Below are 13,323 nucleotides of genomic sequence, written 5' to 3' on the forward strand. Positions count from 1 at the left end.
CGGGGTGGCATGGCGTGCGGGCGCTCAGGACGAGTGTTCGGGGCGGGCGAAGGGGGTGGCCGGTTGCACCGTCAGGTCGGCGGGCGCGGGTAGGCCACCGTCGCCCGGCACCGGGTCCCGATGGCGGCGCCAGGATCGCATCGCAGGCACGTCGGCGCTAGCGTCATCGTCAGGCTGCCCGGCGGACGTGCTGGCCGGAACGGCCCACGCCAGGCGCAGAGCCGCGGCGAAGAGGACACACGTGACGAATGCCAGCACGAGGCCGCGGCCGTACTCGACCCGGAAGCCCTCCTGGGCGGAGTAGAGCAGGGTCCGCTCGCTGAGGTCGTCGAACGTCGCCGTGGCGGCGACCAGCAACGCCAGCAGCGCGCCGGCCAGCGTGATCCCGGCGAGTCGCGCGTTGGTACGGACCGTCGCCGTACCCCCCAACGCCAGGGCCACGGCGCAGGCCAGGCCGAGTAGTCCGGCCAGATAGGCGATCCCGAAGCCGCCGACCTCGGACACGCCGGCAGGCACCTCGATCGTGCTGGTCCCGTCGGGACCGGCGTTGGGCATGGTCGTCACCACCCACTCGCCGAGCATCGACGCGACCCCGGCGACCGCGCCGAGGCCGGCCAGCAGCAGCGGCAGGCGAGGATCCCGGGTCAGGCCGGCCAGGGGGTTACCGAATCGACGAGCCCGCGCGGGCTCGTCGCCACCCCACTCGATCACGGCCGGCGCGTCGGACGGCTCGCCCTGGCGCGGAATGGGCAGATCCTCGGGCATCGGCCATCCCTCCGCCGGTCACGGGCCTGCGTCGAATCATGGCACAGCCCTTCGCGGCGGCGCTGTCGTCGACGCCGCGGGTCCGCCCATGGTCGCCACGATCCGTCGGCGTCGCCGGCCGGGGTGACGGGAATCGCAGGGCGGTCGTCGGTGCCGGTCGGTCGCCCGCTGGTCACCTTTCCGCTAGCGTTCTCAACATGCCTATCCGTACCGCTTCCGCACAATGGCAGGGCAATCTCACCGAGGGTTCGGGCACCGTCCGCACCGGTAAGGGCGGCCTCTCCGGCAACTACTCCTTCAAGTCGCGCTTCGAGGAGGGTGAGGGCACCAACCCCGAGGAGCTGATCGCCGCCGCGCACGCGGGCTGCTTCTCGATGGCGTTCTCGAAGGCCCTCGCCGACGCCGGCACGACGCCCACCTCGGTCGAGACCACCGCGAAGGTCCACCTGGACAAGACCGACGCCGGGTTCAGCGTGACCCGGATCGACCTCGAGACCGTCGGCCAGGTGCCCGGCGTCGACGAGGCCGAGTTCACCAAGCTCGCCGAGGCCGCGAAGGCCAACTGCCCGATCTCCCGCCTGCTCTCGCCGGGCGCCGAGATCACCCTCACCGCCCGCCTGGCCTCCTGACCCGGCGACCCGCACACGTGACCCCGGCCCGGGTCGCCGAGCGCGACCCGGCCGAGCGGTCCCGCGTCGGGCAGAATGAACGGCGTGCCGGTGGAGATGACACGCGAGCGCTTCGAGGAGCTGGTCTCTGACGCCCTCGACGAGGTGCCCGAGGAACTTCTCGGCCTGATGAACAACGTGGTGATCCTGGTCGAGGACGACCCGCCCCCGGGTGAGTCCGACCTGCTCGGTCTCTACGAGGGGCACGCACTCACCAACCGGGGCTGGGACTACTCCGGCGTACTGCCGGACCGGATCTTCATCTACCGGCACCCGATCCTGCGGATCTGCGACACCGACGAGGACGTCGTCGACGAGGTGGCGGTGACCGTGGTGCACGAGATCGCCCACCACTTCGGCATCGACGACGCCCGGCTGCACGCCCTGGGCTGGGGCTGACGCGGCGGGTCCCGTACGCGCCTCGCTGAACCGATCGCCTCCGGTTGCCGTGGTCACCTACGGTCGGTGCAGCGACCACGACCCTTTCAGGAGGCACCTTTCATGCGCAGCGAGCTGTTCTCGGCGGAGAACCTGGAGAAGGAGTCGGCGCAGGCGGGCATGCGCCTGCAGAACTCCAAGATGTTGAAGATCGAGCTCAACGGCGAGGCGATGGCCCGGGTCGGCTCGATGGTCGCCTACCAGGGCAACGTCCAGTTCCAGGCCCTGGGCTCGGGTGGCCTCGGCAAGTTCCTCAAGCAGAAGCTGACCGGCGAGGGCGTCCCGCTGATGAAGGTCACCGGCCAGGGTGACGTCTTCCTCGCCGAGCTGGCCAAGGACGTGCACATCATCGACCTGGAGCCGGGCGACGCGCTCTCCATCAACGGTTCCAGCGTGCTCGCGTTCGACTCGACCCTCCAGTACGACATCAGGATGGTCGGCGGCGCCGGCATGGCCTCCTCGTCGGGGCTGTTCAACTGCGTGTTCAGCGGGTACGGCCGAATCGCGATCACGACCAAGGGCACCCCGGTGGTGCTCAACGTGGACGCCCCGACGTACGTCGACCCACAGGCTGCCGTCTGCTGGTCGGCCAACCTCCAGACCGGCTACCACCGGGCCGAGCAGCTTGGCCTCGGCACGCTGCTGGGTCGCCGCACCGGCGAGTCGTTCACGATGAGTTTCGCGGGTCAGGGCTTCGTGGTGGTGCAGCCGTCCGAGGAGCCGCCCGTCATGGGCAGCGGTCAGCAGCAGCAGCAGGAGGGTGGTCTGCTCGGGGGTCTGTTGAGCTGAGCGCCGACCCGGAAGGGGCGCGCTTACCGGGCGCGCCCGCAGGGCCCGGCTCCCCGCCCGCTCAGCTCATCTCGCCGGCGCGCAGTCGGGCCAACCAGGCCGTCGAGTCGGCGTAGTCGACGTCCGAGAGGCCGGCCGGCGCGGGCACCCGCCGCTCGCCCGCCTCGACCCAACGGTGTCGGGGATAGGACCCCAGGAAACGGACGTCCGCGCACACCCGGCGCAGCCCCTGCAACGCCTCACCCAGGCGTACGTCGGCCACGTGCCCGGTGCAGTCGAGGAAGAAGACGTACCGGCCCAGCGCCTCCCCGGTCGGGCGGGACTCGATGCGGGTCAGGTTCACCCCCCGTACGGCCAGCTCCATCAACACCGACAGCAGCGCGCCGACCCGGTCGTGGGCGATGTAGACGGCCAGCGAGGTGAGGTCGTCGCCGGTCGGCGGCGGGGGTGGGCCGGGACGGGAGACCAGCACGAAACGGGTCACCGCGTCCGGATGGTCGGCGATCTTGTCGGCGAGCAACGCGAGCCGGTGCCGGGCCGCCCCGATCGGCGCGCAGATCGCCGCGTCGTACTCGCCGGACCCGGCACCGGCCGCTGCCGCGCCGTTGGAGAGGACGTCGACGACCGTAGCGTCGGGCAGATGGTTCCGCAGCCAGCCCCGGCACTGGGTGGACGCCTGCGGGTGTGCCGCGATCGAGCGGACCGTCGACAGCGCGGTACCCGTACGCGCGGCGAGAACGAACTCGACCGGCAGGATCACCTCCCGGGTGATCACCAGCGGCTCGCCCTCGGCCATCTCGTCGAGGGTGACGCCGACCGCCCCGCCGATCGAGTTCTCCAGCGGTACGAGCGCCGCGTCGGCTTCCCCGGCCCGGATGCTGTCCAGAGCCTCCCCGACACTGCGCGCCGGCGTACGGGTGCCGTGTTCGGCGGCGGGGATGGTGCGCAGGGCCTGCTCGGCGAAGGTCCCCTCGGGGCCGAGGTAGACGAAGCGCGTAGGCGGTGTTCCGGGCATGCCGCCCAGACTACGCACCCGGCCCGAGCGTCGAAGCAGCATCGCAGGCGAGCGTACGGATGCCGACCGGCCCGGTGGCCCGGACCTCGATGGTGCACACGTCCGTGCCGGCGGTGATCAGCTCCAGGGCCTCCGGCCGACCCTGGGTGACGACCTGGAGCTCCTCGTGCCCGGTCACCTCCAGCACGGTGTACTGCCAGTCGCCGGCGCACAGCGGCCCGCTGCGGACCCGGACCCCGACGTTGTCCGGGAGCACCGACGCCCGACCGCGCAGCAACTGCACCACCCGCTGCCCGGTCGGCCCGTTCCGGCAGGCCGTGGCCACCAGGCCGGGGTCCGGAGTGGCCGAGCCGGTGGTGGGGGGCGGCGCGGTCGGCGCGGACGAGGGTGTGCCCGTCGGGACGCCGGTCGGGCCGGACGCCGTCGGGCTGCCGGCCCCGGTGGGCACACCGGCGGGGTCGCGCAGCTCGGGAGGTGCCCCGCAGCCGGTCAGCGCTCCGAGCGCGAGGAGCGCCAGCAGCGCGGCCGCCGCGGGTGCGGCGGCGCCGGGGGCAGCGGGATGACGGGGTGGGGTGAACGGCACGGGCCGATCCTCGGGACATCGGGACACGTCGCGGCCGGGGTGGCCGAGCCCATCGTAGGGGGAGCGGCCGGCCGGGTGAAGGTCAGCCGAGGATGCGGTGTCCGGCGCGTTCCAACGCGGCGGTGCCCTCGGTCAGCCGGACGGCCGGCACGAGCACGTAGTCGGTGTCGAAGGTGGAGAAGGTGACCACGCTGACCCGGGCCGCGGCGAGCGGGTCGACAAGCGCCGCGAGCGTCCCCGTGCCAGCCACGCCCGTCGGGCCGGCAACGCGTAGGCAACGCCAGGTGGTCTCCACCACGGCGTCGGCGGGCACCCGGTCGGCAGGGCAGATGAGCGAGATCCCGTCGGCGGTCCAGCTCACCGTGACCACGTCAGCGCGGCCCAGTCCGCTCGACAACACGTCCGGGAGGGCGGTGCCGGCACCCAGCCGGCACACGGCGTACTTCCCGGGCAGTAGAGCGATATCGAGCATGAGGGCACCTTACGGCGTGGATCCCAGCCCATCCGGGCTTCGCCGCGTGCGGCGAACGACACATCCCGCCGCTGGTCAAACCTCGGAGAAGAAGGTGAGCGATCCGGCGACGGCACCGTCGGTGAGCAGCGGAGTGGAGATCGCGTCGACGGTCGCGTCAGGGCAGCCGACGGAGGCGGCCTGCACCCGCAGCAGTCCACGGGCGAGGCGGCCGGAGGAGAGCGCCAGCAGGGGCGGGATCTTGTCGATCTCGGCCTCGGTCAGCTCGCCCCGATTGGCGGTGAAATCCAGGAGGTGCAGGCCGCCGTCGAGCAGCGGGCGCCCGATCAGGCCGGCCGGTTCGCCCAGGCAGAGCAGCTGGCAGCCGGCCGTGGAGATGGCCACCACGCGGGTGTCGGCGTCGATCAGCAGGCAGGGCTCGTCGGCCCGGCCGACCGTCGAGGACCACTGGCCGACATTGTCCAACTCCAGCTCTGTCGAGGCTCGCGCCGACGGCACCAACACTTCCGAGAGCGAGAGTTCGACGTGGGCCACCGCGCCTCCTATGTACAACGACGGAATGTCCACGCTAGCCGGTCGACGACGGAATCACCGAGCGAGCCAGGTCACCGCGCCGCAGCGGAGAACCCGGGCGGCCGGCGACGGCGCGGGGGCCGGTGGGGGACCGGGGCCGCGTGGCGTCGCCGGTGACGTTACCGGCGGTGGGCCGCCTTGTCAGCGGCCGTTCGGCCCTCCTCGTACCACCGGTAGTCGGCCGATGGACGGTAAGTGCCGTTCAGCCACGTGTTCGGGTGCTGTGCCACCCGGGCCAGCTTCTCGGCGGTGGTCGGACTGATCCGGTTGCCGCCGGCCACGAGGAGCCGGTCCAGTTCCCGGTGGGTGGCCATGAGGCAGTCCTTCGGAAGTCCGTAGACGCTGATCACGCCCGAACCCACGAAGGTCAGCACGGGCGTCACCGGGATGGTCAACCCGACCGCGTCGGAGAGGGCCTTGCTGGCCCGCTTGGCGTCGCGCCGGGCCTCCGTGACGTACGGGGGCCGCTTACCGTTGATCTGCACGACGTCCCCGGCGACGAGCACCCGGGCCCGGCCGTGGTCGGCGATGGTGACCGCGAACAGACCGCTCGGCCCGATGGCGAGGAACCCGGCGCGGTCTTCCTGGGAGCGGTCGAGCAGGACGTCCGCCACGTCGGTGCGGGGCCACTCGATGACGTGCCAGGACGGCCCGAGGTGGTCGAGCTGGCCGAGCGCCCGTGCACCGGCCGCCTCCAACCGACGGGCACCCCGCTCGGCGCGACGCCGGCGGGCCCATTCGAGTGGTGTGGGGCGGACCGGTTCGAGAGCCCCTGGCGCCTCGACGCGGGGGTGGGGCACCGCGATGGGCGGCAGTGCCCGGGCGGTCGGTACGGCTCGTCGTGCGGGAAAGACAGTCATCGTCGTCGACCTCCGGCAAAAGGTCCCTCGAAGTTATCTTCTCACTACCCTACGTTGCCACTCCCGGTGTTCTGCAAGCCGGAGCGCCGGAGTGACTGTGGATGAATGCCATATTCATCCACAGTTCTTTTCTCGGATGCCGCCAAACCCTGCCCTACGCTGCGGTGGTGACCCACTACGTCGACAGTGAAGTCGGCCGGCTCGGCACCGTGCTGCTGCACCGGCCCGGCCCGGAACTGGCCCGGCTGACCCCCCGCAACAACGACTCGCTCCTGTTCGACGCGATCCCCTGGGTCGGCCGCGCACAGGAGGAGCACGACGCCTTCGCGGCCGCGCTGCGCGAGCGCGGGGTCGAGGTGCTCTACCTCGCCACCCTGCTGGCCGAGACACTGGCCGTCGAGGACGCTCGCGCCGAACTGACCGAGCAGGTGCTCCGCTCGCGGCGGCTCGGCGACACGCTGCGCACCAGGGTCGCCGACCACCTGGCCTATCTGGACCCGGTCGCGTTGGCCGACGTCCTCACCGCCGGACTGGCCCACGAGGAGCTGCGGATCAGCTCGGAGCGGCCGGGCGGGCTCGTCTACACCCTGATGGACCGGCACGACTTCGTCATCGACCCGCTGCCCAACCTGCTCTTCACCCGGGACTCGTCGCTGTGGATCGGCGACCGCGTCGGTGTCACCAGCCTCGCCATGCCGGCCCGCCGTCGGGAGACCAGCCTGACCGACGCCATCTACCGACACCACCCACGGTTCGCCGGCACCGAGTTCGTCTACCGCCCCGACCTCGAACATCTGGAGGGCGGGGACGTGCTGCTGCTCGCACCCGGCGTGCTGGCGGTCGGCGTGGGCGAGCGGACCACCCCGGCGGGCGCGGAACGTCTCGGCCGGCAGGTCTTCGCCGCCGGGCTGGCGCACGCCATCCTGGTCGTGCCGATCGCCCAGAAACGCGCCACGATGCACCTGGACACCGTCTGCACGATGGTTGACGTCGACGCCGTACTGATGTATCCGAACATCGCCAGCACCCTCTCGGCGTACACCGTCATCGCCGGCGCGGACGGCGAGGACCCGCGGGTGGACGGCCCGGCGCCGTTCCTGCGGGCCGCCGCCGACGCGATGGACCTGGACCAGCTCCGGGTCATCGACACCGGCCTGGACCCGGTCACCGCCGAACGTGAGCAGTGGGACGACGGCAACAACACCCTCGCCCTGGCGCCCCGGCTGTGCGTCGGCTACGAACGCAACACCGAGACCAACGCCCAGTTGGAGCGGGCCGGCATCGAGGTCATCCCGATCGCCGGTTCGGAGCTGGGCTCCGGCCGGGGTGGCCCCCGCTGCATGTCCTGTCCGATGGACCGCGAACCGCTGCGCGGCGGGGTCAGCGCAGGGTGAGCTGACGGCCGAGCAGCCCTTGGCGGGCGCGGCGGCCGGCGGCGTCCAACACCTCGGTGCTGGCAAGGGCCTCCGCGTACCGCTTGGCGAACTGCGCGACCGGGTCCTCCCACTCGGCGGCCGGCGTCTCCTCCGGCAGGTCCCACACGGGAACGAGCCGGCCGTGGGCGCGGAACATCCCGGCGAACTTGGTCTGGTCGCCGAGCGTCAGCGTGCCGGCGGCGCCGAGCCGGGCCAGCGCGTCGAGGGCGGCATCCTCGTCGTCCGGCAGCACCCAGCGCACGTGTGACTTCTCGGGCACCCGGCACCAGTACGCGGCCTTCGCGGAGGTCATCCGCACGGTCGGGTAGATGGCGGCGTTGGCCCGCTCCAGGGACGCCTGGACGCCCGGATCGTCGGCCGCGCCAGGATCGAGCCAGAACTCGAACCCGTCGTGCATGGTGATCTCCAGCGGACCATCCACGAGGATGTCCTGGAGTCGCGGTCCGGGGCCGGGCAGCGGCGGCACGGACACCTGACCGCCCGGCTCGGCCCGCAGGGCGCTGAGCAACGCGTCGGCCAGGTCTCGGGAGACGTCGCCGGACTGCTGGTGCCGCTGCAGGCCGATGAGCACCTGGCCGTCCGGCTTGCTCACGGCCGGCGTGGCCATCGGCAGCACCGTGGCCAGGGTGACCGACCGGTCGCCGAACTCCTCGACCAGGGCGGGCGCCAGTCGCAGCGGGGCGGACGCGGCGGGCACCAGCTCGCGCAGCGCGATCCACTCGGACTCGTCGACCAGCCCTTCGAACGGTCGCGGCACGAAGATGTCCCGCACCTTGTCCCGGCGGGGAGTGGTGTCGCTGGCTACTCGCTGGCTCTTTCGACGCTTGCTCACGGCGTCACAGCCTAGTACCAGAGCGGCAGTAGTCGACGCCGACCAGGGGTTACCCGTTAGCACGCCAATGTGGTCGAAATGGTCGCCGGGTCGGACCTCAGCCGGCGAACGCTTTCGTCTGGACCGCGGCACGGTTCCATAGGGTCGCGGGTGCGAACGCGAAAAGGATGCTGAGGATACCGAGGAGTGTGATGGAGAGGCCCACACCGATCTCGTCCGCGGCGAGCCCGGCAATGAACGCGCCCACTCCCTGTGCCGTCGCGTTCGTTGAAGCGGCGATTCCCATGCCCCGACCCCGTTGGTCGTCGGGAAGCAACTCGGCCAGCGAGGACGCCGCTATGACGACGAGGACGGACCACGCCGCCCCGCTTACTCCAAAGGCGAGCACGGTCAGATAGGGATCGCGGATGGTAAGTGCGGCGAGCAGCGGTACGCCGGGGACGAGGCAGGCGATCGGAAACAGTCTTGCGTACCGGTCGGCGGTCACGAACCTAGCGAAGATCGCGAGCGTGACCACAGAGAACAACCCTTCTGCGGCCATGAAGAGGCCGACCCAGCGGTTGCTCAGGTGCAGATCGGACGCCCATGGCACAGAAAGCGCCTTCGGTGCCGTGAGGAAAAGTCCCATAAAGGTGGACAAAAAGATCGCTCGTCGAGCCGGCGAGCGCCAGATCGTGCCGAAAGTCGTGGTGACAGTGCCCGTTGCCCCGGCGGTCGCAACGGCGGGACGGAAGGTGACCGACGCGCGGACGATCAACGCTGCCGCGATGAAGGTCAGGCTGTCGACGAGGAGACACACCGTTGGTGTGAAAGCTGTGGCGATGAAGCCACCGGAGCAGAAACCGACGAGTTGCCCGCCCTGTGAGAGTGATTGCCGAAGCGCCATGCCCGGCCCGTACTGCTCTCGTGGCAGGACATCGCGGAGAAGCGCCAGACGGGTCGCTGTGTAGGGGCCAGACAAAAACGACGATGCGGCAACCAGGCAGCACAACGCAGCGAGCGGGAGGCCCGAGAGTGCCATGGTCAGCACAATCACCGCCCGCAGGGCGTCGATCGCTACTGAGACGCTTCTACGTGGCCGTCGATCGGCAAGGGGCGACAGCAGGAGTCCACCGGCGACAGTGGGCAGGTATGTCATCGCGTACGTCAGGCCACTCAGCCCCGCCGATCCGGTCCGCTCGAATATCAGCAACGCCAGCGCCACCCTGGACAACTGATCGCCAACAACGGAGAGTACTTCGGTGCCGACGAGCGCGACGAACTCGCGATTCCTGAACAAGCGCAACATGCGATATTCGCCTAGGTATCCGAGGGGCGGTTGGTGGCATCAGGCTTGCATAGTGGAGTGAACTGTCACTTCATTCCAACTCGGATGCGCCACCTCCGGGGCTCGGGTTCGCCCCTCCCGCGCACATGCCGTGCTGATGCTGATGCTGATAAGATCAAAATTGACATACCCGCGCCTCATCCGTGGATCACTAGATGCGGTGATGTCGGCGCGCGGTGTGGTCCTGAGGAGGTGAACCATGACGAAGCACCCTGATTGGTGAAAGGTCCCACCTGCGAGGTAGTTGAGTCTGACGCGAAGGCGAACCGGTAGCCGGGTCGTTCGGGACTCGCCGGTGGCGGGCCACTCACACGTGGTTCGCCACCGGGCTTACTGCCTCAGGTCAAGCTGTGGCGACCAGATCGGGTTGGGTCGTCGAGGTCAGGTCGAACTCCGCCCAGACGCGCTGGCCCATGCCGTCACGCTCGACGCCCCAGCGGGTCGCCAGGCCGGCCACGATGTGCAGGCCGCGCCCGTCCGCCGCGTCCTGGCCGGCGATGCGGATACGGGGGCCGGTGCCCGCGCCGCCGTCGGTCACCCGCAGCTGGATCCGTGGGCCCTCGCCCGACGGCCGCAGCCGCCACGCCACCCGGACCACGCCGCCGGGCAGTGGACGCGCGTGCCGGACCGAGTTGCCCACCAGCTCGGCGAGCACCGCGATGAGATCCGCGAGGAGCACCGGGGGTACGACGTCGGCCAGATCGTCGGCGAGCCGATGCCGGGCCAGCCGTGCGCCGACGGGGTGATGGGGAACCACCACGCACCACGCCCGGTCCCTCGCCGCTGCCGCTGCCACCGTCGCCTCCACGTCGTGCCACCGCTGGTCAACCGCGCGGTAGGCGCACCTCTGCGACCGTACCGCCGTCGGTCCTCGGACGTAGGGATACCCATCCATTCTGTTGTTCAACGATCCGGCGGACGAGATACAGGCCGAGCCCCGCTCCGGGATAGCCGCGTCGGTCACCGGACTCGCCCTGCCAGAACCGGTCGAACGCCCGTTCCACGTGCTGCGGCCGGATGCTGATGCCGCGGTCACTCACCCGGAACGCGACCAACTGGCCGTCGACCCCGGCGGTGACCTCGATGGGCGAGCCCGGCGGCGAGTACTTGCCGGCGTTCGTCACCAACTCGGTCAGTACGGTCGCCAGGCTGGGACGGTGGCCGAGCGCCTTGGGCAGGTCGGCCGGCAGGCGCAGCGTCAGCCGGTGCCGCAGCTCCGCCGGCAGGTCCACGATGGCGGCGCGCAGCGCCTCACCCAGGTCGAACGGGGTGGGCGGTTCGTCCCCCGGTCCCGTCTCGGCCGCCGAGGAGAGCAGACGGTCGACCAGCCGGGCCAGCTCGTTGGCCCGTTGCCCGATCACCCGGGCGGCCTGCCGCCGGTCGGCGTCGGTCAGCGACTCCCAGTGGTCGGTGAGGGTGTCGGCGTACCCCTTGATGACGGTGACCGGCGTGCGCAGCTCGTGGCTGGTCACGGCGACGAACAGCTCCCGGTCGTGATCGCGGCGCTGCTGGTCGGTGATGTCCCGGAAGGTGACCACCCGCAGCGCGCCCGGGCCGGGCAGGTCACCGGAGGTGATGCGCAGCCAGCGCCCGTCCGGCAGCCGGTGGTCGCGGACCTGGCCCGAAGGTGGCAGCGGAAACGGCAACGGCCCGTTCAACGCCTGCTCTGCCGTCCGACTGGTGACCTGCACGGCGGCCGGGTTCCACAGCCGGACGTGGCCGTCCCGGTCGACCACCGCCAGCCCGTCGGCGAGTGCCGCCACCACCGGCCCGTCGCCGTGCACCGGCAGCCCGCTCTGGTCGCCGTACATGTGCGCGACGCACGAGGCGAGGTACGCGATCACTCCCTGCTGCTCGGCGCCCGGCTCGTCGTCGCCCGGATAGAAGGCGTGCAGGCTGCCGGCGGTGTGACCGCCGATCTCGGCCCGGCCGACCACCATCCGGCGCAGTCCGCTGCCGGCCAGCTCGGCGGCGAGCTTGCCGCTCAGGTCGGTAACCCGGACCTGGCTCACCCGGGGGCCGGAGAGCAGACGGACGGTGTCCGGGTCGTCCACCGCGAGCGGGCGGCCGACCGCCCACTCCGCCGCGCCGGTCGCCGCGATCACCCGCCCGCCGGTGGGACCGAACTCGACGAACGCCATTCCGCTCGCGCCCAGCGCCGGTTGGGTCAACCGGAGTAGCTGGATGAGGACCGGTAGGCCCGCTTCCCCAGCGTTGATCATCTCGATCACGACGGTGTGGCCGGCGAGAAGAGCGGGAAAATCGATACGCTCCGGCATGTGCCGAGTGTGCCCCGCCGGCCCGGCTTTCGGCACCCCCGGTCGTCGCTCAGGCGTAGGCGTAGGTGCTGCCGGCGGTCGGCACGCCGGACGGCCGGCTCGGCGTCGCGGCCCGATCAGCGGTCCCGCCGGGCCAGGACGTGCGCCGGACGGTCCGTGATGATGCCGTCCACCTCCTCGGCCAACACCATCTCCATGTCGGCCGGGTCGTTGACCGTCCAGACGTACACCTGGTTGCCGGCGGCGCGCAGCGCGGGCAGCAGGCGGGGGCGGGCCCGGAGCAGGCCGATGCCCGGCCCCGCGATGCGGGCGCCGAACGGCAGCCGGCCCAGCCGGAGCCAGGGCGGAAGCACCTCCAGCAGCAGCACCGTGGGCAGCGCCGGGGCCAGCTCCCGGACCCGCCGCACCGCCAGCGGTGAGAACGACATGACGGTCACCTGGACCGGGTCGTCCGGTGCCGGATCGGCCAGTCCGTACTGACGCAGCAGGTCGACCAGCCGCCGCTCCACCTGCGAGCCGTAGCGGGACGGGTGCTTCGTCTCCACCAGCAGCCGCACCGGCCGCCCGGCGGCGAGCACCGCGTCGAGCAGACGGGTCAGGGTCAACAGCCGGGTGTGTGACTCGTCCGGCGGCAGGTCACCGCTCGGGGCGCTGCCCGGATGCCACGAGCCGAAGTCCAGTGCCTCCAACTCGGCGAGGGTGCGCGCGCTGACCAGGCCGCGGCCGTTGCTCGTACGGTCCAGCCGGCGGTCGTGTACGCAGACCAGATGCCCGTCCCGGGTCAGCCGGACGTCGCATTCCAGCCCGTCGGCGCCCTCGTCGAGGGCGCGCAGGTAGGCGGCGAGGGTGTGCTCCGGGAGGTCGTACGAGGCGCCGCGGTGCGCGAAGACCAGTGGTCCGCCCATCCCGCCCGCCTCAGATGACCTGGCCGGGCTGCCCGTTCGCGTCGACCACTCCTCGGCCGACCGCAGCCCACTGGCGCATCCCGCCGTCGGCGTTGCGCACCTGCCCCCAGCCGTTGTTGACCAGGTAGGCGACGACCTGGGCGGAACGTCCGCCGGAGCGGCAGATGACGGCGATGTCCCGGTCGGTGGGCACCTCGGCCAGTCGCGCGGGCAGCTCCATCATCGGCAGGTGGTGGGCGGTGGGGGCATGGCCGGCCGCCCATTCGTCGGCCTCCCGCACGTCGAGCAGGTAGGTGTCGTCGGTGATCTCGGTCACGGGCACGGTGGGAACCTGGGGTCCGAACACAGGAAGCAACACTAGATCCTCGCGGGCCGGATCGG

16 protein-coding genes are annotated in these 13,323 nt (G+C 71.4%); 4 read left to right on the plus strand and 12 right to left on the minus strand.

Going from position 1 to position 13,323, the window contains the following annotated elements; translation table 11 throughout:
• Positions 1-24: 24 nt before the first annotated feature.
• Entirely contained in the window at positions 25-765 is a 741-nt protein-coding gene (locus ABZU91_RS16380) for a hypothetical protein (RefSeq protein ID WP_355240361.1), read from the minus strand.
• Between the two features lie 197 nt (positions 766-962).
• On the opposite strand from ABZU91_RS16380, the gene ABZU91_RS16385 reads away from it, so the two are divergent.
• The 3 genes from ABZU91_RS16385 (at position 963) to ABZU91_RS16395 (ending at position 2,660) form a co-directional block, all read left to right on the plus strand.
• A complete protein-coding gene (locus ABZU91_RS16385) occupies positions 963-1,394 on the plus strand; it encodes an OsmC family protein (RefSeq protein WP_355240364.1) in 432 nt (143 codons plus the stop codon).
• A gap of 90 nt (positions 1,395-1,484) precedes the next feature.
• The gene (locus ABZU91_RS16390; RefSeq protein ID WP_355240367.1) at positions 1,485-1,832 is read left to right on the plus strand and encodes a metallopeptidase family protein; all 348 of its coding nucleotides are present in this window, start codon (positions 1,485-1,487) and stop codon (positions 1,830-1,832) included.
• Positions 1,833-1,934: 102 nt separating this feature from the next.
• Complete coding sequence (locus ABZU91_RS16395; protein ID WP_355240370.1) at positions 1,935-2,660, plus strand: AIM24 family protein; 726 nt, start codon at positions 1,935-1,937, stop codon at positions 2,658-2,660.
• 61 nt (positions 2,661-2,721) lie between these two features.
• Here ABZU91_RS16395 and pheA read toward each other — a convergent pair whose 3' ends face one another.
• The 5 genes from pheA to ABZU91_RS16420 all read right to left on the minus strand — a co-directional run bounded on the left by pheA (position 2,722) and on the right by ABZU91_RS16420 (position 6,163).
• Entirely contained in the window at positions 2,722-3,675 is a 954-nt protein-coding gene (gene pheA, locus ABZU91_RS16400; RefSeq protein ID WP_355240373.1) for a prephenate dehydratase, read from the minus strand.
• A 10-nt stretch (positions 3,676-3,685) separates the two neighbouring features.
• Complete coding sequence (locus ABZU91_RS16405; protein ID WP_355240687.1) at positions 3,686-4,192, minus strand: hypothetical protein; 507 nt, start codon at positions 4,190-4,192, stop codon at positions 3,686-3,688.
• Positions 4,193-4,340: 148 nt separating this feature from the next.
• The gene (locus ABZU91_RS16410; protein WP_355240376.1) at positions 4,341-4,730 is read right to left on the minus strand and encodes an ACT domain-containing protein; all 390 of its coding nucleotides are present in this window, start codon (positions 4,728-4,730) and stop codon (positions 4,341-4,343) included.
• Positions 4,731-4,805: 75 nt separating this feature from the next.
• A complete protein-coding gene (locus ABZU91_RS16415) occupies positions 4,806-5,264 on the minus strand; it encodes a hypothetical protein (protein WP_355240379.1) in 459 nt (152 codons plus the stop codon).
• A 158-nt stretch (positions 5,265-5,422) separates the two neighbouring features.
• The gene (locus ABZU91_RS16420) at positions 5,423-6,163 is read right to left on the minus strand and encodes a hypothetical protein (protein WP_355240382.1); all 741 of its coding nucleotides are present in this window, start codon (positions 6,161-6,163) and stop codon (positions 5,423-5,425) included.
• Between the two features lie 164 nt (positions 6,164-6,327).
• Between ABZU91_RS16420 and ABZU91_RS16425 the strand changes: the two genes are divergently transcribed.
• Positions 6,328-7,557: an arginine deiminase gene (locus tag ABZU91_RS16425; protein ID WP_355240385.1), complete on the plus strand. Its 1,230-nt coding sequence runs from the start codon at positions 6,328-6,330 to the stop codon at positions 7,555-7,557.
• Here the strand turns inward: ABZU91_RS16425 and ABZU91_RS16430 are convergent.
• The 6 genes from ABZU91_RS16430 to ABZU91_RS16455 all read right to left on the minus strand — a co-directional run bounded on the left by ABZU91_RS16430 (position 7,544) and on the right by ABZU91_RS16455 (position 13,288).
• The gene (locus ABZU91_RS16430) at positions 7,544-8,431 is read right to left on the minus strand and encodes a DUF5926 family protein (RefSeq protein WP_355240388.1); all 888 of its coding nucleotides are present in this window, start codon (positions 8,429-8,431) and stop codon (positions 7,544-7,546) included. The two genes, ABZU91_RS16425 and ABZU91_RS16430, sit on opposite strands and share 14 nt — an antisense overlap.
• Before the next feature lie 97 nt (positions 8,432-8,528).
• Positions 8,529-9,719 carry an MFS transporter gene (locus ABZU91_RS16435; protein WP_355240391.1) on the minus strand — a complete coding sequence of 397 codons (1,191 nt, stop codon included), beginning with the start codon at positions 9,717-9,719 and terminating at the stop codon, positions 8,529-8,531.
• Between the two features lie 382 nt (positions 9,720-10,101).
• Complete coding sequence (locus tag ABZU91_RS16440) at positions 10,102-10,518, minus strand: ATP-binding protein (protein WP_355240690.1); 417 nt, start codon at positions 10,516-10,518, stop codon at positions 10,102-10,104.
• Between the two features lie 64 nt (positions 10,519-10,582).
• Entirely contained in the window at positions 10,583-12,037 is a 1,455-nt protein-coding gene (locus ABZU91_RS16445) for an ATP-binding protein (protein WP_355240394.1), read from the minus strand.
• A gap of 116 nt (positions 12,038-12,153) precedes the next feature.
• The gene (locus ABZU91_RS16450) at positions 12,154-12,942 is read right to left on the minus strand and encodes a glycerophosphodiester phosphodiesterase family protein (RefSeq protein ID WP_355240397.1); all 789 of its coding nucleotides are present in this window, start codon (positions 12,940-12,942) and stop codon (positions 12,154-12,156) included.
• Positions 12,943-12,952: 10 nt separating this feature from the next.
• Positions 12,953-13,288: a rhodanese-like domain-containing protein gene (locus tag ABZU91_RS16455; protein ID WP_355240400.1), complete on the minus strand. Its 336-nt coding sequence runs from the start codon at positions 13,286-13,288 to the stop codon at positions 12,953-12,955.
• Positions 13,289-13,323: the final 35 nt, after the last annotated feature.

The sequence above is a fragment of the Micromonospora sp. NPDC005174 genome (assembly GCF_040608495.1).
Classification (GTDB): domain Bacteria; phylum Actinomycetota; class Actinomycetes; order Mycobacteriales; family Micromonosporaceae; genus Micromonospora.